Below are 25,212 nucleotides of genomic sequence, written 5' to 3' on the forward strand. Positions count from 1 at the left end.
CACCACGCATCACCCCCCGCCCCACACACGCCCCAACGCAGACGGGTCCCGGCCTGAGGCCGGTCCCCTTCTCATTCACCGTTCAGCCGGTGGCTCAGCTGCAGCCGCTGGTCGAGCCGCAGCCCTCGCAGATGTAGCAGGAGCCCGCCCGCTGCATCTTCGTACCGCAGGAGAAGCAGAGCGGGGCGTCCGCGCTGATGCCCAGCTGCATCTCGACGAGCTCCGCCGAGGTGTGCGCCTGCTTCGGGGCCGGGACCTCTACCTTCGGCGGGGTCGAGACGGCCTTCAGGGTCTCCGACTGGCGCGGGGCGGACTGGGCCAGGCCCTCGACGTCCATCTCGTCGTCGGAGGGCTCGTAGGAGCCCGTCTCCAGGTGACGCTGACGCTCCTCGGCCGAGTGGATGCCGAGCGCCGAGCGGGTCTCGAAGGGCAGGAAGTCCAGCGCCAGGCGACGGAAGATGTAGTCGACGATCGACTGCGCCAACCGCACGTCCGGGTCGTCCGTCATACCGGCCGGCTCGAAGCGCATGTTGGTGAACTTCGAGACGTACGTCTCCAGGGGGACGCCGTACTGCAGACCGACGGAGACGGCGATGGAGAAGGCGTCCATCATGCCGGCGAGCGTCGAGCCCTGCTTCGACATCTTCAGGAAGACCTCACCGAGACCGTCGTCCGGGTAGGAGTTGGCGGTCATGTAGCCCTCGGCGCCACCGACCGTGAAGGAGGTGGTGATCCCCGGGCGGCCCTTGGGCAGACGCTTGCGGACCGGGCGGTACTCGACGACCTTCTCGACGGCCTCGCGGATGGTCGCCTCGGACTTCGCGGTGACCTCGACCTTCTCCTCCTCCTTCTTCTTGGCGGAGAGGGGCTGGCCGACCTTGCAGTTGTCGCGGTAGATGGCGAGCGCCTTGACGCCCATCTTCCAGGCCTCGAAGTAGACCTCCTCGACGTCCTCCACCGTGGCCGTCTCCGGCAGGTTCACGGTCTTGGAGAGGGCGCCGGAGATCCACGGCTGGATGGCGGCCATCATGCGGACGTGGCCCATCGCGGAGATGGAACGCTCGCCCATGGCGCAGTCGAAGACCTCGTAGTGCTCGGTCTTCAGACCGGGGGCGTCGATCACGTTGCCGTGGTCGGCGATGTGGGCGACGATCGCCTCGATCTGCTCCTCCTGGTAACCCAGGCGGCGCAGGGCCTGCGGGACGGTGCCGTTGACGATCTGCATCGAGCCGCCGCCGACCAGCTTCTTGAACTTGACCAGGGCGAGGTCGGGCTCGAGGCCGGTGGTGTCGCAGGACATCGCGAGACCGATGGTGCCGGTCGGGGCGATGACCGACGCCTGGGCGTTGCGGAAGCCGTTCTTGGCGCCGAGGCGGAGCACGTCCTGCCAGGCCTCCGTGGCGGCGGCCCAGACCGGCGAGTCGAGGTCGTCCACGTGGACGGCCACGGTGTTGGCGTCGGCGTGCTGCTTCATGACGCGCTGGTGCGGCTCGGCGTTGCGGGCGTAGCCGTCGTACGGGCCGACGACCGCGGCGAGCTCGGCGGAGCGCTTGTACGAGGTGCCGGTCATCAGCGAGGTGATCGCACCGGCCAGGGCGCGGCCGCCGTCGGAGTCGTACGCGTGGCCGGTGGCCATGAGCAGGGCGCCGAGGTTGGCGTAGCCGATGCCCAGCTGGCGGAAGGCGCGGGTGTTCTCGCCGATCTTCTGGGTGGGGAAGTCGGCGAAGCAGATGGAGATGTCCATCGCCGTGATGACCAGCTCGACGACCTTGGCGAAGCGCTCGACCTCGAACGACTGGTGGCCCTTGCCGTCGTCCTTGAGGAACTTCATCAGGTTCAGCGAGGCGAGGTTGCAGGACGTGTTGTCCAGGTGCATGTACTCGCTGCACGGGTTCGAGCCGTTGATCCGGCCGGACTCGGGGCAGGTGTGCCAGCGGTTGATGGTGTCGTCGTACTGGATGCCCGGGTCGGCGCAGGCCCAGGCGGCCTCGGCCATCTTGCGGAACAGCGACTTGGCCTCGACCTCCTCGATGACCTCACCGGTCATGCGGGCGCGCAGGCCGAACTTGCCGCCGTTCTCGACGGCCTTCATGAACTCGTCGTTCACACGGACCGAGTTGTTGGCGTTCTGGTACTGGACGGACGTGATGTCGTCGCCGCCCAGGTCCATGTCGAAGCCCGCGTCGCGCAGGGCGCGGATCTTCTCCTCCTCCTTGACCTTGGTCTCGATGAAGTCCTCGATGTCGGGGTGGTCGACGTCGAGGATGACCATCTTGGCCGCACGGCGCGTCGCGCCGCCCGACTTGATCGTTCCCGCGGACGCGTCGGCGCCACGCATGAAGGAGACCGGGCCGGAGGCGTTGCCCCCGGAGGAGAGCAGCTCCTTGGAGGAGCGGATACGGGAGAGGTTCAGGCCGGCGCCGGAGCCGCCCTTGAAGATCATGCCCTCTTCCTTGTACCAGTCGAGGATCGACTCCATGGAGTCGTCGACGGACAGGATGAAGCAGGCGGAGACCTGCTGGGGCTGCGGCGTGCCGACGTTGAACCACACCGGGGAGTTGAAGCTGAAGATCTGGTGCAGGAGGGCGTACGCCAGCTCGTGCTCGAAGATCTCGGCGTCGGCGGGCGAGGCGAAGTAGCCGTACTCCTCACCGGCCTTCGTGTACGTCTTCACGATCCGGTCGATGAGCTGCTTGAGACCGGTCTCGCGCTGCGGGGTGCCGACGGCCCCGCGGAAGTACTTGCTGGTGACGATGTTGACCGCGTTCACCGACCAGAAGTCGGGGAACTCGACGCCACGCTGCTCGAAGTTGACCGAGCCGTCGCGCCAGTTGGTCATGACGACGTCACGACGCTCCCAGATCACCTCGTCGTACGGGTGCACGCCCGGAGTGGTGTGGATGCGCTCGATACGCAGGCCCTTGCTCGCCTTGACTCCCTTGGCGCGGGAACCTCGTGCCGAACCGCTCGCCGTCTCTGTCATGCCGCCTCCCATATACGGGCAAAACACCTTTAAGTGCCCAGATAGTCCCAGGACACTGTCTTCTTTGTCTGCTGTCGCGAGCGTCGCTCGGAACGCTCGTGACACGTCTTTTCGGCCGCGACACGGCCGGCCACTGCCGGACTCTCGGTCCGGCCGGCCGTCAGTCGGCGGCGGTGGCGGGAACGGGGACCTCGGGGGTCGCTCCGGTCCCGCAGTCCTCTGCGGACGGCCGTCGCTCGCGGAGTTCCGCGACGGCGGCCTCGAAGTCGTCGAGGCTTTCGAAAGCCTTGTAGACGGATGCGAAGCGCAGGTACGCGACGAGGTCGAGCTCCTGCAACGGGCCGAGGATGGCCAGACCCACGTCATGGGTGGTCAGCTCGGCGCTCCCGGTGGCGCGCACCGCCTCCTCGACCCGCTGGCCGAGCTTGGCGAGGGCGTCCTCGGTCACGGGCCGCCCCTGGCACGCCTTGCGCACGCCGGAGATGACCTTGGTACGACTGAAGGGTTCGGTCACGCCCGAGCGCTTCACCACCATGAGCGAGCACGTCTCCACCGTCGTGAAACGACGGGAGCAGTCGGGGCACTGGCGGCGGCGTCGGATCGACGTCCCGTCGTCGGTGGTGCGACTGTCGACGACACGGCTGTCGGGGTGCCTGCAGAAGGGGCAGTGCATGGTTTCCGACCCTCCCTCACGGCACGACTGAATGGCCTCACCGGACCCGTCAAGGCCCTCGAAGCGACCACCAGCATAGGCGATGCGGATCCCGCCGGAAGACCGGGGACCACTACGTATAGGTGGCTGATGCAATCCAACCACTAGATCTAGGGTTCAGCCCGTTTCCGGCACTTCGCGCGTGTCGCGCGATACGCGGACGTCCGACCGGCCACGAGGCTACGGGACGCGCGCGGCTCCGCCGATTCGGGCCCGCCGGATGCGAGACTGGAACGGCACCCCCCGCCCGCGTGCGGCCGACGGCTGAACGGTACCGTAATGACCGAATTGCCACCGGCGCCCGGGCTCGCATATACACCCAGCCGCGAACACACGTAAGGCAATCTGCGTTTTTTCACTCGAACGTGTGTTTGGCGCAACCTTTCGAAAGCCACTACCGTTGTGCCAGCGAGGGAGACCATTCGAGAGGGGCCGCCGACGTGACCACCACCGCAGACAGTGCCACCATCACTGCCCAGGACCGCTCCCAGGGCCGACTCGAGGCGGTGCATGCCATGAATGACGCAGCCACGAACGGGGACGGGGAGCCTGGACGACCTGCGCGCTCGTTGCCCGGACGACCTCCAGGCATCAGGGCCGACAGCTCGGGCCTGACCGACCGGCAGCGCAGGGTCATCGAAGTCATCCGGGACTCGGTCCAGCGGCGCGGATACCCGCCGTCGATGCGCGAGATCGGTCAGGCGGTGGGCCTCTCCAGCACCTCCTCCGTCGCGCATCAGCTGATGGCGCTGGAGCGCAAGGGCTTCCTGCGCCGTGACCCGCACCGCCCCCGGGCGTACGAGGTGCGCGGCTCCGACCAGCCGAGCACACAGCCGACGGACACGACCGGCAAGCCCGCCGCGTCGTACGTACCCCTCGTCGGCCGGATCGCCGCCGGTGGCCCGATCCTCGCCGAGGAGTCCGTCGAGGACGTCTTCCCGCTCCCCCGGCAGCTGGTCGGTGACGGCGAGCTCTTCGTCCTGAAGGTCGTCGGAGACTCGATGATCGAGGCCGCGATCTGCGACGGGGACTGGGTGACCGTCCGTCGGCAGCCGGTCGCGGAGAACGGAGACATCGTCGCCGCCATGCTCGACGGCGAGGCCACGGTCAAGCGCTTCAAGCGCGAGGACGGCCACGTCTGGCTGCTGCCGCACAACGCGGCGTACCAGCCGATCCCTGGTGACGAGGCCACCATCCTCGGCAAGGTCGTGGCGGTGCTGCGGCGGGTGTGACACCACCTGGCCGGCTCTGACCGGGCCCCGGGACCCACTGCGCCGGTCCCGGGGCCCTGCTTTGTCCTCCAACGGGTCCGGCCGTGCCACGGCCGGACCCGGTCCGCGTCTCAGCCCTCAGGCCTCCGCCGCCTTCGACGCCGCGTCGATCGCGGCCAGCGACTTCCTCACCTGATTGCGGTCCGTCGTGTACCAGAAGTCGGGCAGCGAAGCCTTCAGATAGCTGCCGTACCGTGCCGTGGCAAGCCTCGGATCGAGTACGGCGACCACGCCACGGTCTCCGGTGGCCCGTACGAGACGTCCGGCGCCCTGGGCCATCAGCAGGGCCGCGTGCGTGGCGGCCACGGCCATGAAGCCGTTACCGCCCGCGTCCTCGACCGCCTTCTGGCGGGCGCTCATCAGCGGGTCGTCGGGGCGCGGGAAGGGGATCTTGTCCATGACGACCAGCTGGCAGCTGGCCCCCGGGACATCCACTCCCTGCCAGAGGGAGAGCGTGCCGAAGAGACAGGTCTGCGGGTCGGCCGAGAAGTTCTTGATCAGCTCGCCGAGCGTGTCCTCGCCCTGGAGCAGGATCGGGAACTCGGGGATCCGGGTGCGCAGCTCCTCCGCGGCGAGCTGGGCGGCGCGCATCGAGGAGAACAGGCCGAGCGTCCTCCCGCCCGCCGCCTGCATCAGCTCCGTCAGCTCGTCGAGCATGTCCGTGCGGTCGCCGTCCCGCGCGGGGCGGGCCAGGTGTTTGGCGACGTAGAGGATCCCCTGCTTGGGGTAGTCGAACGGCGAGCCGACGTCGATGCCCCTCCACTCCGGGATGTCGTCGCCCTTGGTGCCCTCGGGGGCAAGACCCAAGGAGGCGCCGACCCCGTTGAAGTCACCGCCGAGCTTCAGGGTGGCCGAGGTGAGGACCACCGAGCGGTCGGCGAAGAGCTTCTCCCGGAGCAGCCCCGACACGGAGAGCGGGGCGACCCTCAGGGAGGCGCCGAAACGGTCGTGACGTTCGTACCAGACGACGTCCCACTCGGAGCCCAGGGTGATGCGCTCGGCGACGGCGTGGACGCTCTCCACGAAGGCGAGGGCCTGCTTGCGGACGGCGTCCTCGTCCTGGACGGACTTGTCCCGGGTGGTGCCGAGCGCCGAGATCACATTGCGGGAGGCGTCCCGCAGGGCCATCAGCGCGTAGCCGAGGTCCTCGGGGATCTCCTCCAGCCGGCCCGGCAGGGCCAGCTCCATCAGCCGCTCGAAGCCCTCCGCCGCGGTCTGGAGCTGATCGGCGACCTTCTCGTCGACCAGCTTCGCCGACCGTCGGACCGCGCGGTTGACCTGGCCCGGGGTGAGCTCGCCGGTGGCGACGCCGGTGACCCGGGAGACCAGCTCGTGGGCCTCGTCCACGATCAGCACTTCGTGCTGCGGCAGCACCGGGGCGCCCTCGATCGCGTCGATGGCGAGCAGGGCGTGATTGGTGACGACGACCTCCGCCAGCTTGGCCCGCTCCCGCGCAGCCTCGGCGAAGCACTCGGCCCCGTACGCGCACTTGGTCGCGCCCAGACACTCACGGGAGGAGACCGACACCTGGCCCCAGGCGCGGTCCGAGACACCGGGGGTCAGATCGTCCCGGTCGCCCGTCTCCGTCTCGTCCGACCAGTCGCGGAGCCTCAGCAGGTCCTGCCCCAGCTTGCTGGTCGGGGCCGCGGCCTCGAAGGGGTCGAAGAGGCCCTCCTCCTCGTCCTGAGGCACGCCCTCATGGAGGCGGTGCAGGCACAGGTAGTTCGATCGCCCCTTGAGCATCGCGAACTCCGGACGGCGGCGCAGCTGCGGGTGGAGCGCGTCGACCGTGCGGGGAAGATCGCGCTCGACCAGCTGACGCTGGAGCGCCAGGGTGGCCGTGGCGACCACCACGCGCTCTCCGTGCGCCAGCGCCGGCACCAGATAGCCGAGGGACTTTCCGGTGCCGGTGCCGGCCTGGACCAGCAGGTGGGAGCTGTCGTCGATGGCCTCGGCAACGGCCTCGGCCATGGTGACCTGGCCGGGCCGCTCCGTCCCGCCGACGGCGGAGACGGCGGCGTGCAGGAGGTCGGGGAGGGATGGCTTCGTCATAGCGCGTCCACCCTACGGCGCGGCACTGACAGTCGGATCACGCGAGCGGATTCGGCACCGTTCCGTGGACGGCGGCGTGCGGGCGCTGAGGGCGGTCGCGGTAGCCGTCCAGGTGCAGACGGTTTCGGTTGAGACAGAGCCGCTCGATCCGCGGGACGAGAAGATCGAAGAGTTCGAACCGTTCCTTCAGTTCGGGAAAGCGCGCCTGGTGCCGCAGGATCTCGGCCCGTACGAGCGCCCAGAAATCGGCTTCCGGTACGGCGAGTTGCTCCTCGCAGAGCGGCGCCAGGTAGCGGAAGACGCCGACGAACAGCCCTGAATGGATGAACTGGGTGAGGAAGTCGGGCTCCTCGGTGAGCAGGACGGCCCGGACGTCGTCGGGCATGGCGTCGTGCTCGGGCAGCGGGTGGGCGCTGATGTTGACGTCGTCGACGAAGTCCTTGATCGCCAGGCGTACCGGAACGTCATGGTCGTCGAAGACGACGACGGCGTTCTCGCCGTGTGGGGAGAAGACGGTTCCGTACTGGTAGAGGAAGTGCAGCAGCGCAGGGAGCAGCGCGGCGAAGAGCCGCTGGAGCCAGACCGTGGGGGCGAGTCCGGACCGCTCGACGAGTTCAGCGACGAAGGCGCGGCCGTCCGGGTCCGTGTGCAGCAGGGCGGCCAGGGTCCGGGCTCGTTCGCCGGGCGGGAGCCTGAGCGGTTCGCGCCAGATCGTGCCGAGGAGCTCCTTGTACTGGTACGGGACCTCGGGGAGCCGGTCGTAGAGGGGGTGCTCGACGGTGACCGAGGCGACCTCGCCGAGCAGGATCACCCCGCACTCGTCGCGTAGGAAGGGGTCGGCGTCGCGGAGGCCGTGGACCCAGGCGGTGACGGCGGGGGCGGCGAGGGTCCGCTCCGTGGGGAGTCCGCGCCAGACGAGGGTGTTGAGCACGGAGAGCGGCAGCTTCACGGTGTGCCGGTCGGGCCTGCTGGTGTTGAGGAACGTACGGATGGACTGCTGCGGCAGGCGCAGGTCGCCGTCGGCGGGCAGCGGGACGATCGCGCCGGCCGCTACGGCCGGGGCGTAGAGCGGCAGGATGATCTCGTCCCACTGCCAGGGGTGTACGGGCAGGAGGAGGTACCGGTCGGGGTCGAGGCCGCGGGCGCGCAGCGTGGTGCGGTAGGTCTCGCGGACGTCGGTGTCGAGTTCGCGGTCGTAGAGCCGGTCGGGGGTGTCGAGGCCGGGGACTCCGCGATAGGCCGCGATATCGATGCTGACGGCGATCCAGGGGAGGCGCGCGGGACGCCGGGCTTCGGGGGCCCAGCGGGTGGCGTCGGTGGCGGAGAACCCGATCCGGCCCTTGTTGAGGACGAGCCAGGGGTGGCCGGTCATGTGGCCTTCGAGTTCGGCGTATCCGAGGTCCGCGAGCCGGTCGGCGGTGAGTGCCGTCCGGTCGAGGCGGGCGTCGGCGGCGAGGGTGGTGGTGAGCTCGCGGATCAGATGGCCGAGCGTGGCACCGTCGAGGTCCAGGAGGCGGCGCGCGCGGACGAGGAAGTCGAGGGGGTCGGTCAGCGGCCGCCCGTCGAGCGCGAGCGAGTCAGGGGCGAGGCGCCAGCTTCCGTAGGCGCCTCGGACGGCCGTGAAGGTCAGGGCCGAGCCGTCGTCGAGGCGGAGGGCGTAGGGGCTCGGGGCGGGGGCGGGGCCGGGCCCCGTCCCAGGGCCGTCGAGGGTCTCGGCCGGTGCGGTGTCGCCCGCTCCGGTGTCAGCCGCCTCGGTGTCGGCCGCCGGGACCGGCTCGATGATCTCTTCGTACGCGAACTCGGCGATGGTCTTGGCGAGCAGACGGGCGGCGGCCCGGTTCCAGGCCTCGGGGGTCAGCTCGGGCGGCGCGAGCAGTACGGAGTCGTGGGTGGCAGGGGACATCGGCACGAGGACTCCTCGGGGTGGGAACCGCTGTGGGTCGAGCGGTGTAAATAAGGCAGGGAGGCGTTCACAGGACGTGACGAAGGGCGCGGTCGCGGACCATGAGGGCGGCTCGCTTGTCGGGGAGGTCGACTTCCGCGGAGAGGCGGAAGCCGGCGCTCAGGAAGGCCGAGACGGAAGGGGTGTTGCGCAGGTCGGGTTCGGCGATGACCCGGGTGCACCGGGGACGGTGGTCGAGCGCGAGATCGGCGACGGCACGGAGCAGCGCGCTGCCGACACCACGGCCTCGGTCGGCGACCCCGCCGAGGAGGAGGTGGATGCCGGTGTCGTGCGGGCGGGCCGGATAGTGCCGGGCGAGCGGGTCGAGGTCGGCGCGGTAGATCTCGAAGTAGCTCATGGGGGTGGAGTCGAGGACACCGAGACAGGGCACGCTGCGTCCGTCGCCGTCGAGTTGGGCGCGGATGTGGGTGGCCGTGACGGCCTCGGGACCGGCGAGTTCCCAGAAGGCGGCGACGGCCGGGTCGTTCATCCACCGCGCGATGAGGCTCAGGTCGCGTTCCAGCCGGACGGGTACGAGGCGGAAGGAGCCGACGGGGGTGGTGACGGGGCCCCATGAGGCGACCGCGTCGAGGAGGTCGCCGTCCGTGGGCGCCGGGCTCTCCCCGGCGGCAATCAGGGCGACGAGTTCGTCCGAGAGGTGCAGGTCCAGGGTGTCGTCACCGCCCGGGTCGGTGGCGGGGCTCGCATGGGTGGGAGGCACGGTGGGGCTCTCCTCTCGGCGGGTCGGTCGGTCGACGGTCGCTCGGCCGTGCGGTCGGGGCGTGGGCTCCAGGAGCCTCAGGAACGGAGGGGGTTGGTGATGGTCACGTAGACGGACTGGGTGTCGACGGGACCGACGAGTTCGTCGAGGCCGTGCAGACGGGTCAGGAGGTTGGCCTTGCAGCGCAGCGTGGCGGCTTCCAGGAGCCGGTGTGGCAGCGGCGAGCCGAGGCTGGTGGCGGAGGTGAGGAACTGGCGGAATCCGGCGAGCAGGACGCGTTCGTCGGCGAGGTGCTGGGCGCCGAAGGCACCGATCAGTCCGAGGACGTTGTTGATGCCGAGGTAGTAGGCGAAGCGCTCGTCGGTGACCTGGTCGGAGACGAAGGTGTCGCTGGTGGCGCCGATGCCAGGGAGGCGGCCCTCCAGCTCGTCGCGGCGGGACTCGCGGAAGTAGTAGCCCTGATTGTCGCGGTAGCGGCCGCCGATCGGCCAGCCGTCCGGGTCGAGGAGCACCAGGGTGTTCTGCTGGTGGGCCTCCAGGGCGACTCCGGCCACGCCGTCGAGCCAGAGGACGGGGCGGACGACCTGGTCGAGGTAGCGCAGGAACCACTCGGCGGCGACGGCGGTGATCGGCCGGCCCGTGCGGGCGGCGAGGCGGGTGACGATGTCGGTGAGCCGGGAGCGCATCCGCGTGGTGCCGGGCCACGGGCGGGGAGCGGTGAGGGCGGCGATGCAGACGGCGTCGTCGCCGGTGGCGAACGGGTTGTGCCGGATCATGACGTCGAGACCGGGGACGGGCGCTCCGTCCGGGGTGTCGACGGCGAGCCAGGCGGGGTCGCGGACGATGTCGAAGCCGGGGTGGGCGGCCTGCCACTGGTCGACCAGGCCCGTGCGCAGGAGCCGGTGGACCTCGACCCCGCGGTGGAGCTCCTTGCGGAGGTTCTCGCGGCGGGAGTTGGTGATGCGGACGCCGAGGGAGAGCTTGAGCATCGTGCGGGCGCCGGGCCGGTGCACGGTGCGGACGGAGGAGGTGGGGTGCCAGGCGGCTCCGGCGGGACCGAGGTCGTGGAGGAGGCCGGAGTCGAGGAGGGCGGCGACGGCGGGGCGGTGGATCAGTTCACGGGCCTGCCAGGGGTGCAGCGGCAACGGGACGGTACCCGAAGGCAGTTCGAGCCCTTCGGCGAGACCGAGGGCGAGCTGGCCGGCGCTGACGGGGCGGCCCTGTTCCGTCCAGGCCGAGTCGGAGGCGAGGACCGAGGGGGCGACGGCCATCCAGTGGAGCGGGAAGGAGCCGTACAGCTCGGGTGAGTAGAGCCGGGCCTCGGCGTCGGAGAGTCCTTCGCGGCTCTTGGGCGTCGGGTGGAGCGGGTGGCCGAGGAGGAGTGACTGCTCGGCGGTGAGGAAGAGGTCGGCGTCCGGGCCGGGGGTCGGGCGGCGGCGCCGGTCGGCGATGAAGTCGGCGGTACGGCGGGCCGAGTCGGCGACGCGGCCGACGAGTTCGGTGCCTTCGGGGCGGCCGGTCTCGCGGCTGATCAGGGCGGCGACGGTGACCGCGTCGACGTTCGGGGCGGTGGCGTGGAGGCCTTCCAGGGCGGGGGCGCCGAAGCGGTGCCATCCCGTGGGCGACCAGTAGAGGACGGGGACGAGGAGGGCGGTGCCGCTGGCTTCGAGGGGGATACGCAGGGTGGTCGAGCCGGGGGCGGGCAGGTTCTTCTCCCGTACCCAGCACCTGAGCAGGTTCTCGATGGTCGCCGCGTCGGCGGCGCGCTGCGGATCCGGGTCGTCGAGGTGGTCCTGCCGCATGGCGGTGGCGGCGGCGACCGTCCGCGGGGATGTGGGCAGGGTGTCGTACGGACCGGAGTGCTGGCGCGGGACGGTGGCCTGCTCGACGGTGAGCGGGCCGTGGGCGGCGCTGCCGGTGTCGGACGCTTCGGAGGCGGGGCTGGCGTTCACGGGGGCTTCCTTGTGAGGGGTCCGGGGGCGGTCCGGGATCAGTGGGACGGTCCGGTCGGTCCGGTCGGTCCGGCGGTGTTCCGGCGGCGCGCGTCGTGCTGCGCGTGCGGGCGCGGGCGGTGGGTGCGTTCGGCGGCTGCCAGGGCGTCGGCGAAGCGGTCGAGGACGGCTTCGGCCTGCTCGTCGGTGAGGGTCAGCGGGGGCAGGAGCCGGACGACGCCCGAGTGCCGGCCGCCGAGTTCGACGATGAGTCCCCGGTTCAGACACTCCTGCTGGACGGCCACTGCGAGTGCCGAGTCGACCGGGGGGACGTCGGCGTCGGCGTCCGCGCTCTCGGGATCCACCAGTTCGACGCCGATCATGAGCCCTCGGCCGCGTACGTCGCCGATGCAGGGGTGGACGGCGGCGAGGCCCTGGAGGCGGGCGAGCATCCGGGCGCCGAGCGTCGCGGCGCGGTCGGCGAGCCGGTTCTCCCGTACGTACGCGAGGGTGGCGGCCCCGGCGGCCATGGCGAGTTGGTTGCCCCGGAAGGTGCCCGCGTGGGCGCCGGGCTCCCAGGCGTCGAGTTCGGCGCGGTAGACGACGACCGCGAGCGGGAGGGAGCCACCGATGGCCTTCGAGAGGACCATGACGTCGGGGACGACCCCGCTGTGCTCGACAGCCCAGAAGGCGCCGGTGCGACCGACGCCCGTCTGGACCTCGTCGGCGATGAGCGGGATGGAGCGCGCCGCGGTGATCTCCCGCATGCGCCGCATCCAGTCGTCGGGGGCGGGGATGACACCGCCCTCCCCCTGCACCGGTTCGAGGATCATCGCGGCGGGCGTCGTGACCCCGCTCTTGGGGTCGTCGAGGAGGTTCTCCGTCCAGCGCGCGGCCAGTTCGGCACCGCGGGGGCCGCCGACACCGAAGGGGCAGCGGTAGTTCTGCGGGTAGGGCAGCCGGGTGACCCGTACGTCCGTCGCGCCGCCGGAGGCGTTCAGGGCGCCGGCTGTCATGCCGTGGTAGGCGCCGGTGAAGCTGAGCAGCCCGCTGCGGCCGGTGGCCGTGCGCACGAGTTTCAGCGCGGCCTCGACCGCGTCCGTCCCTGCCGGTCCGCAGAACTGGATGCGCGCGTTGTCGGCGAGTCCGGCCGGCAGCGTCGCGAACAGCTCGGTGGTGAAGGCGTCCTTGACCGGGGTCGCGAGGTCGAGGACGTGGAGGGGGGCTCCGGAGTCGAGCACCTTCCTGATGGCTTCGAGGACCACCGGGTGGTTGTGCCCGAGCGCCAGGGTCCCCGCGCCGGAGAGGCAGTCCAGGTAACGCCGCCCGTCCGCGCCCTCGATGGTCAGGCCCCTGGCCCGGACGGGCACGATCGGCAGCGAGCGCGCGTACGTGCGCGCGGCGGACTCGCGCAACGACTGGCGGCGCAGGATGCCTTCGAGAGCGGCTCCTTCGCCTGCTCTCCGCTCCCCCTGGTACGTCTGCGCCGCCGACGGTACGGCCGGAGCTGGTTCGGTCACGGCCACGGTTCGGTGTCCTCCCGCGGTAACAGTTGCGTTGCACATCGGTACGTTGCTGCCCACCGCGAACGGTGGCCCTGAACGCTGCCTCGGTGTCCCCCGTACGTACCAACGACGGGACACGCCAAGGATCACGGGAAAATCCCAAGATCCTTGGCGTGGCGGGGATCACGACCCGGCAACGGGCGGAACCGTGGACCTGACGCGTACCGTCCCCTCCGGCACCGGCATCATGGGGGCCGCACTTCGGCGCCCAGTCGGGCGCCATCACTGTTCACTCATGCACAAGTTGACGTAGTCCCAGGGGGATCACGAGATGCGATCGATTCGTCCGCTGCTGGCCGCGGCGGCAGCCGTCGCGGCGCTGACGCTGACGGCGACGGCCTGCGGCCCGAGCGAGGAGAACGCGGGAGACAAGCCCGCCGCGACCACCAGCCCGTCCACCGGCGACAAGATCACGATTCCGGACGATCTGAAGGACCGGCTCAAGGAGCACGGGATCGATCTGGACAAGTGGAGGAACGGCGAGTGGAAGAACTGGGATCGCGACAAGTGGCTGCGTGAGGCGAAGGACTACGTCAACCCGATCATCGAGGACCTCTGGGACCCCGACCGGATGCGGGACGCCCAGCGCCCCGACAAGCCGGTCGAGGAGGAGGACCTGCAGGGCGACAAGGGTGTCACCGACCCGACGCCCGCGCCGGTGAGGGCGAAGGGTGTGCCCGCGCCGTACCACTCCAACGCCCCCGAGGCGGGCAAGGTGTTCTTCGACGGGCCCGAGGGTTCGATGGTCTGCTCGGCCACCGTCGTGAAGGACCCGGCCAACCCCGGCAAGTCCAACATGGTCTGGACGGCGGGCCACTGCGTGCACGCCGGCAAGAAGGGCGGCTGGTACCGCAACATCGCCTTCGTGCCGTCGTACAACGACAAGGCCCTGCCGACCGCGCAGCTGCAGAACGCGACGCGCGAGCAGGTCGCTCCGTACGGCGTCTGGTGGGGCGACTGGGCGCAGACCTCCGAGCAGTGGATCTCGGAGGGCGCGTCGACCGGCGGCCAGGGCGCTCCGTACGACTTCGCGGTGATCCACGTGACGCCTGAGAAGGGCGGCACGAGCAAGTCGCTGGAGGAGACGGTCGGTTCGGCGCTTCCGGTGGAGTTCAACGCGCCGACGGTCGCGAAGATCGCGAACATGAAGGCCATCGGCTACCCGGCGGGTCCGCCGTTCGACGGCCAGAAGATGTACCAGTGCACGGACAAGCCTGGCCGTCTGTCGGTCAAGGCGGAGCAGCCGACGATGTACCGCATCGGCTGCACGATGACCGGCGGTTCGTCCGGTGGCGGCTGGGTGGCCGCGGGCCGGGACGGCAAGCCTGCGCTGGTGTCCAACACCTCGATCGGCCCGGTCACGGCCGGATGGCTGGCCGGACCGCGCCTGGGCGCCGAGGCCAAGGGCATCTACGACGAGGTCAGCAAGAAGTACGCCGGCCGCTAGGCGACGGCTTTCGGGGCGGGATCCCGCGGGGTCCCGCCCCGTCCCACGACATCACTTGGCGCCGCGCGCGGACCGTTCACCGCGCGCCGCCCGCACTTCCATCAGGGGGACCCTTACACATGCGTTCCATACGAATGCTTCCAGCCACCCTCGGCCTGGTCTCGGCGCTCGCGCTGACGGCCACCGCCTGCGGCCCGACCGAGACTCCGGCGGCCGACAAGCCCGCCGGGGGTGCGAGCGCCTCCGCTTCCGCCTCGGAAGGCGGCGGCGCGGACCCCGCCATCCCCTCCGACATCGCCGACAAGCTGAAGAAGCACGGCGTCGACGTCGACAAGTGGAAGGACGGCGAGTGGAAGAACTGGAACAAGGACACCTGGCTCCGTGAGGCCGAGGACTTCGTCAACCCCGTGATCGACGGGCTCTGGGACTCCGAGCGCATGCAGACCGCGAAGAGCCCGGACCAGACGATGACGACCGCGGCGGGCTCCGGCGGCAGCGACCCCGTGCCGCGTCCCGTCCAGGCGCAGCGGGAGAAGACTCCGTACCACCGCAACGCGGCGCCGGTCGGCAAGATCTTCTTCGACTCGCCGCAGGGCAGCATGGTCTGCTCCGGCACGATCGTGAAGGACCCGCGCCGGCCCGGGAAGTCCAACATGGTGTGGACCGCCGGACACTGCGTCCACGCGGGTCAGCGGGGCGGCTGGTACCGCAACATCACCTTCGTCCCGGCCTACAACGACCTCGGTAAGTCGCCGGCGGCGCTGCGCAACGCGAAGCCGCACGAGGTCGCACCGTACGGTCAGTACTGGGCGGACTGGGCCGTGACCTCGGGCGAGTGGATCAACCGGGGCGGTACGAACGCGGCCTGGCCGTACGACTACGCCGTGCTCCACGTGAAGCCGCAGCAGGGCAAGAAGTCCCTTGAGGAGACCGTCGGTGTCGCGCTGCCGATCGACTTCTCGGCCCCGGCGCACGCCAAGGCCGGTTACATGGGCGCCTGGGGTTACCCGGCGGCGGCGCCGTACAACGGCCTGATCATGCACAAGTGCGTCGACCGGCCGACCCGGATGACCACGGCCCCCGCGACGCCCACCATGTACCGCATCGGCTGCACGATGACCGGTGGCTCCTCCGGCGGCGGCTGGATCCGGACCATGCCGAACGGCAAGCCGGCCCTGGTGTCGAACACCTCGATCGGCCCGGCCGGCGGCAACGGCTGGCTGGCGGGACCGCAGCTGGGCAAGGGCGCGAAGGACGCGCACGAGATGGTGAGCAAGAAGTTCGCCCGCTGATCAAGCTCGTCCGCTGATCGCCGTACGGATGCGGCCGTACTGATGTGACCGTACGGATGTGAATGCGGAAGGCCCCGCTCCTCGATGAGGAGCGGGGCCTTCTGTCAGCTTCGGACGAACCGGTCAGTGCGCGGCCGGGACGAACGGTGCGAGGAACGCCGCGAGGTCTTCGTGGACCCGCGCCTTCAGCAGCGTGCCCTCCGGGGTGTGCTCCTCGGAGAGCAGCTCACCCTCGGTGTGCACCCGGGAGACGAGACCGCCTTCCGTGTACGGCACGAGTGCCTCGATCTGGACCTGCGGGCGCGGCAGCTCGGCGTCGATGAGCGCGAGCAGCTCGTCGATGCCCTCGCCCGTGCGGGCGGAGACCGCGATCGCGTGCCGCTCGGCGCGCATCAGCCGCTGGAGGACGAGCGGGTCGGCCGCGTCCGCCTTGTTGATGACGACGATCTCCAGCACGTTCACCGCGCCGACGTCGCGGAAGACCTCGCGCACGGCGGCGAGCTGCTCCTCCGGAGCCGGGTGCGAGCCGTCCACCACGTGCAGGATGAGGTCGGAGTCGCCGACCTCCTCCATGGTGGAGCGGAACGCCTCGACGAGGTGGTGCGGCAGGTGCCGTACGAACCCGACGGTGTCGGCCAGGGTGTACACCCGGCCCGCGGGCGTCTCGGCCCGGCGCACGGTCGGGTCGAGGGTGGCGAACAGGGCGTTCTCCACCAGCACACCCGCGCCGGTCAGCCGGTTGAGGAGCGAGGACTTGCCCGCGTTGGTGTAACCGGCGATGGCGACCGACGGAATCCTGTGACGCCGCCGCTCCTGCCGCTTGACGTCGCGGCCGGTCTTCATCTCCGCGATCTCCCGGCGCATCTTCGCCATCTTCTCGCGGATCCGACGCCGGTCGGTCTCGATCTTGGTCTCACCGGGACCACGGGTGGCCATGCCGCCACCGCCGCCGCCACCCATCTGACGGGAGAGCGACTGACCCCAGCCGCGCAGTCGCGGCAGCATGTACTGCATCTGCGCGAGCGCGACCTGCGCCTTGCCCTCTCGGGACTTGGCGTGCTGGGCGAAAATGTCGAGGATCAGGGCGGTCCGGTCGACCACCTTCACCTTGACGACGTCTTCGAGGGCGATGAGCTGACCGGGGCTGAGCTCGCCGTCGCAGACGACGGTGTCGGCGCCGGTCTCGAGCACGATGTCCCGCAGCTCGCGTGCCTTGCCCGAGCCGATGAAGGTGGCCGGGTCCGGCTTGTCACGGCGCTGGATCACGCCGTCGAGCACCAGGGCTCCCGCCGTCTCGGCGAGGGCCGCGAGCTCCGCGAGGGAGTTCTCCGCGTCCTGGACGGTCCCCGAGGTCCATACGCCGACCAGCACGACGCGCTCGAGGCGCAGCTGCCGGTACTCGACCTCGGTGACGTCCTCGAGCTCGGTGGAGAGGCCCGCCACGCGCCGCAGGGCGGCGCGCTCGGAGCGGTCGAACTGATCGCCGTCCCGCTCTCCGTCGATCTCGTGGCTCCAGGCGACGTCCTCTTCCATCAGGGCATCGGCCCGAAGGCTCTCGGTGCGGCTCGTGTCCGCGAAGCTCTGCTCGTCCTGGGAAGGGGATGAAGAGGAGGTCATTGGATCCTTACGTCGATGGAAAGTGGTTGCGTCGATCACAACGTGTGACGGCGGGGAAAGATTCCCGGCCGGCCGCGTCGTCGACCCGACGATGGTGACATGGCCGCCCCGGGCCCGTCATCCCGGTTTCACCGCGCCTTCGCGGGGCCGCGTGCCTCGTCGGCCGGGCGGGAGCGCCAGTCCGGGTGGCCGGGCATCGGCGGGGTCTTCTCGGCGTACAGCCAGCCGGCGAAGAAGGACGTGAGGTCACGCCCCGCGACCTCGGCGGCCAGGGCGGTGAAGTCGGCGGTGGTGGCGGTGGCGTGCTCATGGTCGCTCACCCAGCGGCGCTCCAGCTTCTGGAAGGCCTCCGTGCCGATCTCCTCGCGCAGCGCGTAGAGGACCAGCGCGCTGCCGTCGTACACGACGGGCCGGAAGAGGCTGATCTTCTGGCCGGGCGTGGGCGGCTCGGGGGCGGCGGGCGGCCCTCCGTTCGCGCGCCAGGTGTCGGAGGCGCCGTAGGCGGCCTTCATGCGCCGCTCCAGGGACTGCCCGGCGGTCTCGTCCGCGTACAGGGCCTCGTACCAGCTCGCGTGGCCCTCGTTGAGCCACAGGTCGGACCAGGTGCGGGGCGAGACGCTGTTGCCGAACCAGTGGTGGGCGAGCTCGTGGACCATGACCGAGTCGACGTACCACTCGGGGAAACCGGGCTCGGTGAACAGTCTTCTCTCGAAGAGAGAGAGGGTCTGCGTCTCCAGCTCGAAGCCGGTCTCGGCGTCGGCGATCAGCACTCCGTACGTCTCGAAGGGGTACGGGCCGACCTGGCGCTCCATCCACTCGACGTGCCCGGGGGTGCGCTTGAGCCAGGGCTCCAGGAGGTCGCGGTCGGCGGTGCGGACGACGTCCCGCAGGGGCAGGCCGTGCGGCCCGGTGCGGTGGACGACGGTGTTGCGGCCGATGGAGACCTGGGCGAGTTCGGTGGCCATGGGGTGGGCCGTGCGGTAGGTCCAGGTGGTGGTGGCCCCGTCGGTGGTCCGGCCCGCCGGGAGACCGTTGGCGACGGCCGTCAGCGCGCTGGGCGCGGTGATGCGGAAGGTGAAGTACGCCTTGTCGGCGGGGTGGTCGTTGGAGGGGAAGACCCGGTGGGCGGCGTCGGCCTGGTTGGCCATGGCGAGTCCGTCGCCGGTGCGGACCCAGCCGCCGGCGTCGGCGGGGCCGCTGGGGTCGCTGGTGTGGGTGACGGAGATGGTCAGGGCGTCGCCGCTCTCGGTCGCCCGGCCGGGGGTGATCACCAGGTCTTCGCCGCTGGTCGCGAAGGTGGCCGGCTCGCCGTCGACGGTGACGGAGGAGACCGTCCCGTGCGTGAAGTCCAGGTTGATCCGCTCCAGGTCGGCGGTGGCGAGGGCCTCGATGCGGGTGACGCCGGCGAGCGGTGCGGTGTTCTTGCCCGGGTAGGTGAGGCCGATGTCGTACGAGAGGACGTCATAGCCGGGGTTGCCGAGGTGGGGGAAGAGGGGGTCCCCGATGCCGAGCGGCACGGGCGCGGGGAGGGCGGCGGCGACGAGTCCGGCCGATGCGGCGACCAGGACGGCGGAGCGCAGCCACCGCGCGCGTGGGGAGGGGTTCCGGTGTGGTGTGAGCGGCATGGGCTACGGCTACCAGTGCCGCAGCCGCTCCACCGGGCGGCGCGCGCGCCGGCCACCCGAAGGGGTCACGCAGGTGCTGACGCGAGCGCGGGCGGTCGGGCGGCGCGTGGGCGTCGGGGGCGTGGACGTCGCGCGCGTGGACGCCGGGCGGGTGGACGACGGGCGGGTGGACGACGACGGCCGCGTGGAGCTCGGGCGCGTCCCTGCGCTCGGGCCTCAGGCTTCGGGCGTCGCCGGGTGCTGAGCGCGGCTGACGTCGTACACCCCGGCCACGTCGCGCATGGCCCGCATGAGGGAGGGCAGCCCTGCCGCGTCCGGGAGTTGGAGGGTGTACGTGTGCCGGACCCGCTGTTCGTTCGGGGGCTCGACGGTCGCCGAGACGACGGCGACGCCCGCCGCGGCGATGGCCTCGGTGAGGTCGGCGAGGAGCCGGGGCCGGCCGAAGGACTCGGCGACGAGGGTGACGCGGCACTCGGCGGTGTCGCCCCAGTGGACGGTGACGGGTGCGCGCCCGAGGCGCCGCATCGTGTCGACGGACGCGCAGCCGGTGCGGTGGACGGTGACGGACCCGCCGCGTACCTGGAAGCCGGTGATCTCGTCGGGGGGTACGGGCGTACAACAGCCCGCCGGGCGTACGACGGTGGCCTGGGCGCCGGGAAGGTCGGCGTGCAGCTTGGCGCCCGAGCGGCGGTCCGCGGTGACGGAGACGGGCGGTCTGGGGTCGGCCTCCGGCGCCCCGGCGGCCTCCGGGTGCGCCTGGAGCCAGGCGGTGATCGCGATCCGCGCGGCGGGCGTACGGGCGTGGTCCAGCCACTCCGGGGAGGGCCCGGAGGCGGTGTCCTGGGCGAGCAGGAGCTGGACGGTGTCGCCGTCGTTCAGGACCGTACTGAGCGTCGCCAGACGGCCGTTGACGCGGGCGCCGAGGCATCCGTGGGCGGCGGCGCCGTGCTGGGCGTAGGCGGCGTCCACGCAGCTCGCGCCGGCCGGCAGGCCGAGCATGCCGCCGTCGGCGCGGAAGACGGTGATCTCCTGGTCCTCGGCGAGGTCGGCGCGCAGCGAGGTCCAGAAGGTGTCCGGGTCGGGCGTGGACTGCTGCCAGTCGAGGAGCCGGGAGAGCCAGCCGGGCCGGGTGGGGTCGGCGCGCTCGCCGTCCTCCGCGGGTTCGACGCCGTCGCCGCTCGTCGGCGGCGTGTACGGATTGCCGAGCGCGACGACGCCGGCCTCGGCGACCTTGTGCATCTGGTGCGTACGGATGAGGACTTCGGCGACGGCGCCGTCCGGGGCGGCGACGGCGGTGTGCAGCGACTGGTACAGGTTGAACTTGGGGGCCGCGATGAAGTCCTTGAACTCGGAGATGACCGGGGTGAAGCAGGTGTGGAGTTCGCCGAGGACGGCGTAACAGTCGGCGTCCTCCGCGACCAGGACGAGGAGCCGCCCGAAGTCGCTGCCGCGCAGGTCGCCGCGCTTGAGGTGGACGCGGTGGACGGAGACGAAGTGCCGCGGCCGGACGAGGACTTCGGCCGCGATGTCCGCTTCGCGCAGGACGGCGGAGACGCTCTCGGCGATGGCGGCGAGCGCGTCGCCCGCGCCGGTGTTGCCGGCGATGAGGGCGCGGGTCCGCTCGTACTCCTCGGGGTGAAGGATCGCGAAGACGAGGTCCTCCAGCTCGGTCTTGAGCGCCTGGACTCCGAGCCGTTCGGCGAGCGGGATGAGGACGTCCCGGGTGACCTTGGCGATCCTGACCTGTTTCTCCGGGCGCATGACACCGAGCGTGCGCATGTTGTGGAGCCGGTCGGCGAGTTTGATCGACATGACGCGGACGTCGTTGCCGGTGGCGACGAGCATCTTGCGGAAGGTCTCGGGTTCGGCGGCGGCGCCGTAGTCGATCTTCTCCACCTTGGTGACGCCGTCGACGAGATAGGCGACCTCCTCGCCGAACTGCTCGCGCACCTGATCGAGCGTCACTTCCGTGTCCTCGACGGTGTCGTGGAGGAGTGCGGCGGTCAACGTCGTCGTCTCGGCGCCGAGTTCGGCGAGGATGAGGGTGACCGCGAGGGGATGGGTGATGTACGGCTCACCGCTCTTGCGGAACTGGCCCCGGTGCGAGAACTCGGCCAGTACGTACGCCCGGCGCAGCACGGCCAGGTCGGCGTCGGGGTGGTGGGCCCGGTGGGCTTCCCCGACGTGCCCGATCGCGTCGGGCAGCCTGTCCCTGGTGGCGGGACCGAGCAGTGCGGCGCGGCCCAGCCTGCGGAGGTCGATCCTCGGACGGGCGCGCCTGCGGCTGGGAGCGTCGGGGCCCGCGGCCTCCGCTGCGCTCACGGGGTTGGTGGCCTCTGCACTCATGGGGCACCTCCGGCGACGTCGACCGGCGGTGGACGGGCAAGGCGTGCCCGCGGGGCCGGTGCTTGATGCTACCGACCCCACCACGGGGCGCACTCCCGCTCTCGCCCAGCGTGAAGCGGATCACCCATTCGAGCGAACGGTCAGTCGTTGACAGTTTCGAATGGATCGCTTTTGGTGCCTACCGCTGTTCGCCGCTTCCGACCGCTGCGACGGTTCAGGCGTCCGCGAGCCAGGAGGGGTCGAACGTGCCCTCGCCGACGATGACGGCCGGGCCGGTCATGTCCAGCTCCCCGTCGGGGTGCTCGGTGATGGTCAGCGTCCCGCCCAGGACGTCCACGGTGTACGTGACGGGGGTCCCGCTCACGGCGGGATCGGCGCCGTCCCGGCGGGCGGTGGCGACGGCGACGGCGCACGCGCCCGTGCCGCAGGAGCGGGTCTCGGAGGCCCCGCGCTCGTGCACGCGCATGGCCACGTGGCGCGGGCCGCGGTCGGCGACGAACTCGATGTTCACCCCGTCCGGGAAGACCTCGGCGGGGGCGTAGGGGGGCTCGGTGAACAGGTTGCCCGCGTGGTCGAGGGACTCGACGAAGGCGACGGCGTGCGGGTTGCCCATGTTCACGTTGCGGGCGGGCCAGCTGCGGCCGTCGACGGTGACGGTGACGCCGTCCTCGGGGAGCCGGGCGCGGCCCATGGAGACGGTGACGGAGCCGTCCTTGTCCAGGTGGACGCGCTTGACCCCGCCCCGGGTGGCGACGGCGACCTCGCCGGCCGTGATGTGTCCGGCGTGCTCCAGGTAGCGGGCGAAGACGCGGACGCCGTTGCCGCACATCTCGGCGACCGAGCCGTCGGCGTTGCGGTAGTCCATGAACCACTCGGCCTCGCCGGCCATCGAGCGGGCCTCGGGGTGGGCCTCGCTGCGGACCACGTGCAGCACGCCGTCCCCGCCGATGCCGGCCCGGCGGTCGCACAGCCGCGCGACGAGGGCGGCGGGCAGCTCGATGGCGTTGTCGGCGTCCGGGACGATCACGAAGTCGTTCTCGGTCCCGTGGCCCTTGAGGAATGCGAGTGGCGAGGTCTGCGTGGTGGTCACGGGATCAACTGTACGGGCCGGGTCCGACAGCCGCTCGAAGGTCCACTCCTCGGGCGGGACCCACAGCCGTCCGGGCGGGGCGGACAGGTTTCCCCGCCCGCGTGGTCAGCGGAGGCGGGCCACGCGCCAGACGGCCAGGGCCACCAGGAGCGCGCTGAAGAACACGTACAGGGCGATCACTCGCCAGTTCGGCCGCTCGCCGGAGCCGCGGGCCGGGAGGCCCGGCCAGGCGGAGCCGACCCTGCGGGCCGCCATCATGCCCCAGCCGGCGGCGCAGGAGCTGATCAGGAGGCCGAGCATGGCGACCACGGCGCCGCCGTCCCCGGAGCCGAAGGCGAGCGGGAAGGCGAACATCAGCGACCCGACGGCGGCGAGCCCCACGATGGGGGCGAGCTGCCAGATCCGCAGCCTGCGCTGCGGCCTCAGCTCGACCTCGACCTCGTCGGCGTCGACCTCGACGGACGAGCCCTCGGCGTCGTCCGGTCCGTCCGGGCTCAAGCCGGGCGCGTCACCGGGAGCTTCGCCCGGGACCGCGTCCTGCTGCTCTGTGTCACGAGGGCCGGCCTCCATCGCCACGCGCCCTCCCACTCGGACTCCACTTGGTCGATCGATGCTCGATGATGGCACGCCAGAGACCCCTGGAATGACGGGCATGGCGTCCCGATGCCATCACGTGATCAGGCTGTAACCGCTCGTTCGACCAACGTCAGCGCCTGTCGCGGGAGTTCCCCGCGGTCCTCCGCGGCGCCGCTCAGCCAGTGGACGCGCGGGTCGCGCCGGAACCACGAGTCCTGGCGGCGCGCGAAGCGTTTGGTGGCGCGTACGGTCTCGGCCCGCGCCTCGTCCTCGGTGCACTCCCCCGCGAGCGCCGTGAGCACCTGCTGGTAGCCGAGCGCGCGGGCGGCCGTGCGCCCCTCCCGCAGCCCTCGCGCCTCAAGGGTGCGCACCTCGTCGACGAGTCCGGCCTCCCACATCCGGTCCACGCGCGCGGTGATCCGTTCGTCGAGCTCGGGGCGCGCCACGTCGACGCCGATCTGGACGGTGTCGTAGATCGGGTCGGGGCCGGGCAGGTTGGCGGTGAAGGGCTTGCCGGTGATCTCGATGACCTCCAGGGCCCGGACGATGCGCCGGCCGTTGCTGGGGAGGATCGCGCGCGCGGCGTCGGGGTCGGCCGCGGCGAGGCGGGCGTGCAGCTCCCCGGAGCCGCGCTCCTCCAGCTCGGCCTCCAGGCGGGCCCGTACGGCCGGGTCCGTGCCCGGGAACTCGAGGGAGTCGATGGCGCCCCGTACGTACAGACCGGAGCCGCCGACCAGGACCGGGGTACGGCCCTCGGCCAGCAGCCGGTCGATCTCGGCGCGGGCCAGGCGCTGGTACTCGGCGACGCTGGCGGCCTCCGTGACGTCCCAGATGTCGAGGAGGTGGTGCGGGATGCCGCCGCGCTCTTCCAGCGTCAGTTTGGCGGTACCGATGTCCATCCCTCGGTAGAGCTGCATCGAGTCTGCGTTGACGACCTCGCCGCCAAGTTGCTGGGCGAGGAATACACCCAGATCGGACTTTCCGGCCGCTGTGGGACCGACGACGGCGATGACCCGCGGGGCGGGAGCTGCACTTCTCACCGTCACAGTCTCGCAAACCTCCCAGCAGGTCCCCGAATGAGCGACGTGACGGTCCGCCACCGGGTTCGTTGCCAGTTTCGAGGTTCCGACCGCCGGTTTTCCGTACCGGCTGCGCCGGGTGGCGCAACAGGGCGCTCCGGGCGCCGCGGGCCTTATCCCACACGAGTACGCTATGGAGTTGAAATGGGCGTTTTTGCAATGTTTCGGCGGAAGGGCAAGGAAGCTGCCGAGGCGTCGACGGAGGAGGCCCAGGCTGTCGCCGTGACGGACGCGCCGGAGGAGCCGGAGGCCGGAGCGCCGAGTGGTGGGGAGGTCGAGGCGGGTGCCGAGACCGGCTCGTCCGCGGAGTCGGCCGACGGCTCCGAGGCGGGTGACGAGGCCCCCGTGGCGGAGGCCGTCGAGGTGGTCGAGGCGGCCGTGGAGATTCCGAAGCAGCAGTCGGCGGACGAGGCCGCGGACAACGGGGCCGACGAAGGCGCCCGGAAGTAGCGGGCTCCTGGCGACAGGGCACGGCGTACGGACTCACCGGAGGGAAGGTGGCCCATGGGTCTCCTGGATTCACTGAAGGCCAAGCTCGCCCCGGCCAAGGACAAGGTCTCGGGCCTCGCCCAGCAGCATGAGGCCAAGATCGACCAGGGTCTGGACAAGGCCGCGAAGCTGGTCGACGAGAAGACCAAGGGCAAGTACAGCGCCAAGATCGAATCGGGCACCGGCAAGGCCAAGGACGCCCTTGAGCGGATCGCCCACAAGGACGACGACGGCACGAAGGGCCCCGGCGAGGACCCGGGTCAGGGTCAGGGTCAGGGTCCGGGGCAGGGCCAAGGCCAGGGTCCGGAGCAGGGTCAGGGTCCGGGGCAGGGCCAAGGTCAGGGTCCCGGGCAGACTCCGCCGCCGGCCACCTGACGTCCGGCGTCACCCTACGGTCCCTTCCGTACGGCGGACGGCCGCGGAGCATCGCGCTCCGCGGCCGTCCGTCGTTCTTTCCGTACGGGTGGCCGTGGG

19 protein-coding genes are annotated in these 25,212 nt (G+C 71.1%); 6 read left to right on the forward strand and 13 right to left on the reverse strand.

Translation table 11 applies throughout. The features are described 5' to 3' along the window. Window positions 1-94: 94 nt before the first annotated feature. Both ACFWRO_RS08450 and nrdR read right to left on the reverse strand, forming a co-directional pair. Window positions 95-2,983, reverse strand: a complete 2,889-nt coding sequence (locus ACFWRO_RS08450) for a vitamin B12-dependent ribonucleotide reductase (RefSeq protein ID WP_384506138.1) — start codon at window positions 2,981-2,983, stop codon at window positions 95-97. Window positions 2,984-3,143: 160 nt separating this feature from the next. Continuing rightward, on the reverse strand, window positions 3,144-3,656 hold the full coding sequence (gene nrdR / locus ACFWRO_RS08455; protein WP_384506141.1) for a transcriptional regulator NrdR: 513 nt from the start codon (window positions 3,654-3,656) through the stop codon (window positions 3,144-3,146). 479 nt (window positions 3,657-4,135) lie between these two features. On the opposite strand from nrdR, the gene lexA reads away from it, so the two are divergent. Continuing rightward, complete coding sequence (lexA, locus tag ACFWRO_RS08460) at window positions 4,136-4,927, forward strand: transcriptional repressor LexA (RefSeq protein ID WP_362012177.1); 792 nt, start codon at window positions 4,136-4,138, stop codon at window positions 4,925-4,927. Between the two features lie 117 nt (window positions 4,928-5,044). Here the strand turns inward: lexA and ACFWRO_RS08465 are convergent, their stop codons facing one another. From ACFWRO_RS08465 to ACFWRO_RS08485, 5 genes are all read right to left on the reverse strand, one after another. Next, window positions 5,045-7,018: an ATP-dependent DNA helicase gene (locus ACFWRO_RS08465; protein ID WP_384506145.1), complete on the reverse strand. Its 1,974-nt coding sequence runs from the start codon at window positions 7,016-7,018 to the stop codon at window positions 5,045-5,047. 37 nt (window positions 7,019-7,055) lie between these two features. Next, on the reverse strand, window positions 7,056-8,927 hold the full coding sequence (locus ACFWRO_RS08470) for an IucA/IucC family protein (RefSeq protein ID WP_384506148.1): 1,872 nt from the start codon (window positions 8,925-8,927) through the stop codon (window positions 7,056-7,058). Between the two features lie 61 nt (window positions 8,928-8,988). Next, on the reverse strand, window positions 8,989-9,681 hold the full coding sequence (locus ACFWRO_RS08475; protein WP_384506151.1) for a GNAT family N-acetyltransferase: 693 nt from the start codon (window positions 9,679-9,681) through the stop codon (window positions 8,989-8,991). Window positions 9,682-9,758: 77 nt separating this feature from the next. Next, window positions 9,759-11,633 carry an IucA/IucC family protein gene (locus tag ACFWRO_RS08480; protein WP_384506154.1) on the reverse strand — a complete coding sequence of 625 codons (1,875 nt, stop codon included), beginning with the start codon at window positions 11,631-11,633 and terminating at the stop codon, window positions 9,759-9,761. 38 nt (window positions 11,634-11,671) lie between these two features. Beyond that, window positions 11,672-13,138: a diaminobutyrate--2-oxoglutarate transaminase family protein gene (locus ACFWRO_RS08485; protein ID WP_384506157.1), complete on the reverse strand. Its 1,467-nt coding sequence runs from the start codon at window positions 13,136-13,138 to the stop codon at window positions 11,672-11,674. Between the two features lie 310 nt (window positions 13,139-13,448). Here ACFWRO_RS08485 and ACFWRO_RS08490 point away from each other — a divergent pair, with 310 nt between their 5' ends. Together ACFWRO_RS08490 and ACFWRO_RS08495 are read left to right on the forward strand one after the other, a co-directional pair. After that, window positions 13,449-14,624, forward strand: coding sequence for a trypsin-like serine peptidase (locus ACFWRO_RS08490; RefSeq protein WP_384506160.1), 1,176 nt, complete (start codon window positions 13,449-13,451; stop codon window positions 14,622-14,624). A 119-nt stretch (window positions 14,625-14,743) separates the two neighbouring features. Further along, on the forward strand, window positions 14,744-15,916 hold the full coding sequence (locus ACFWRO_RS08495) for a trypsin-like serine peptidase (RefSeq protein WP_384506163.1): 1,173 nt from the start codon (window positions 14,744-14,746) through the stop codon (window positions 15,914-15,916). A gap of 123 nt (window positions 15,917-16,039) precedes the next feature. On the opposite strand, the gene hflX is transcribed toward ACFWRO_RS08495, so the two are convergent. Further along, complete coding sequence (gene hflX / locus ACFWRO_RS08500) at window positions 16,040-17,533, reverse strand: GTPase HflX (protein ID WP_384506166.1); 1,494 nt, start codon at window positions 17,531-17,533, stop codon at window positions 16,040-16,042. Window positions 17,534-17,661: 128 nt separating this feature from the next. Next, a complete protein-coding gene (locus ACFWRO_RS08505) occupies window positions 17,662-19,158 on the reverse strand; it encodes a M1 family metallopeptidase (protein WP_384506169.1) in 1,497 nt (498 codons plus the stop codon). Here ACFWRO_RS08505 and ACFWRO_RS08510 point away from each other — a divergent pair. Then, window positions 19,148-19,402, forward strand: coding sequence for a hypothetical protein (locus ACFWRO_RS08510; protein ID WP_384506172.1), 255 nt, complete (start codon window positions 19,148-19,150; stop codon window positions 19,400-19,402). The two genes, ACFWRO_RS08505 and ACFWRO_RS08510, sit on opposite strands and share 11 nt — an antisense overlap. Here the strand turns inward: ACFWRO_RS08510 and ACFWRO_RS08515 are convergent. The 4 genes from ACFWRO_RS08515 to miaA form a co-directional block, all read right to left on the reverse strand. After that, a complete protein-coding gene (locus tag ACFWRO_RS08515) occupies window positions 19,375-21,504 on the reverse strand; it encodes a RelA/SpoT family protein (protein WP_384506175.1) in 2,130 nt (709 codons plus the stop codon). The two genes, ACFWRO_RS08510 and ACFWRO_RS08515, sit on opposite strands and share 28 nt — an antisense overlap. Window positions 21,505-21,718: 214 nt before the next feature. Then, window positions 21,719-22,594, reverse strand: a complete 876-nt coding sequence (dapF, locus tag ACFWRO_RS08520; protein WP_384506178.1) for a diaminopimelate epimerase — start codon at window positions 22,592-22,594, stop codon at window positions 21,719-21,721. Between the two features lie 105 nt (window positions 22,595-22,699). After that, a complete protein-coding gene (locus ACFWRO_RS08525) occupies window positions 22,700-23,164 on the reverse strand; it encodes a hypothetical protein (protein WP_384506348.1) in 465 nt (154 codons plus the stop codon). Between the two features lie 107 nt (window positions 23,165-23,271). Beyond that, on the reverse strand, window positions 23,272-24,210 hold the full coding sequence (miaA, locus tag ACFWRO_RS08530) for a tRNA (adenosine(37)-N6)-dimethylallyltransferase MiaA (RefSeq protein ID WP_384506181.1): 939 nt from the start codon (window positions 24,208-24,210) through the stop codon (window positions 23,272-23,274). A 183-nt stretch (window positions 24,211-24,393) separates the two neighbouring features. On the opposite strand from miaA, the gene ACFWRO_RS08535 reads away from it, so the two are divergent. Together ACFWRO_RS08535 and ACFWRO_RS08540 are read left to right on the forward strand one after the other, a co-directional pair. After that, complete coding sequence (locus ACFWRO_RS08535) at window positions 24,394-24,699, forward strand: hypothetical protein (RefSeq protein ID WP_384506184.1); 306 nt, start codon at window positions 24,394-24,396, stop codon at window positions 24,697-24,699. Between the two features lie 54 nt (window positions 24,700-24,753). Next, entirely contained in the window at window positions 24,754-25,113 is a 360-nt protein-coding gene (locus tag ACFWRO_RS08540) for an antitoxin (protein WP_384506187.1), read from the forward strand. Window positions 25,114-25,212: the final 99 nt, after the last annotated feature.

Origin of the sequence: Streptomyces sp. NPDC058579 (genome assembly GCF_042718575.1) — a bacterium.
Taxonomy (GTDB): domain Bacteria; phylum Actinomycetota; class Actinomycetes; order Streptomycetales; family Streptomycetaceae; genus Streptomyces.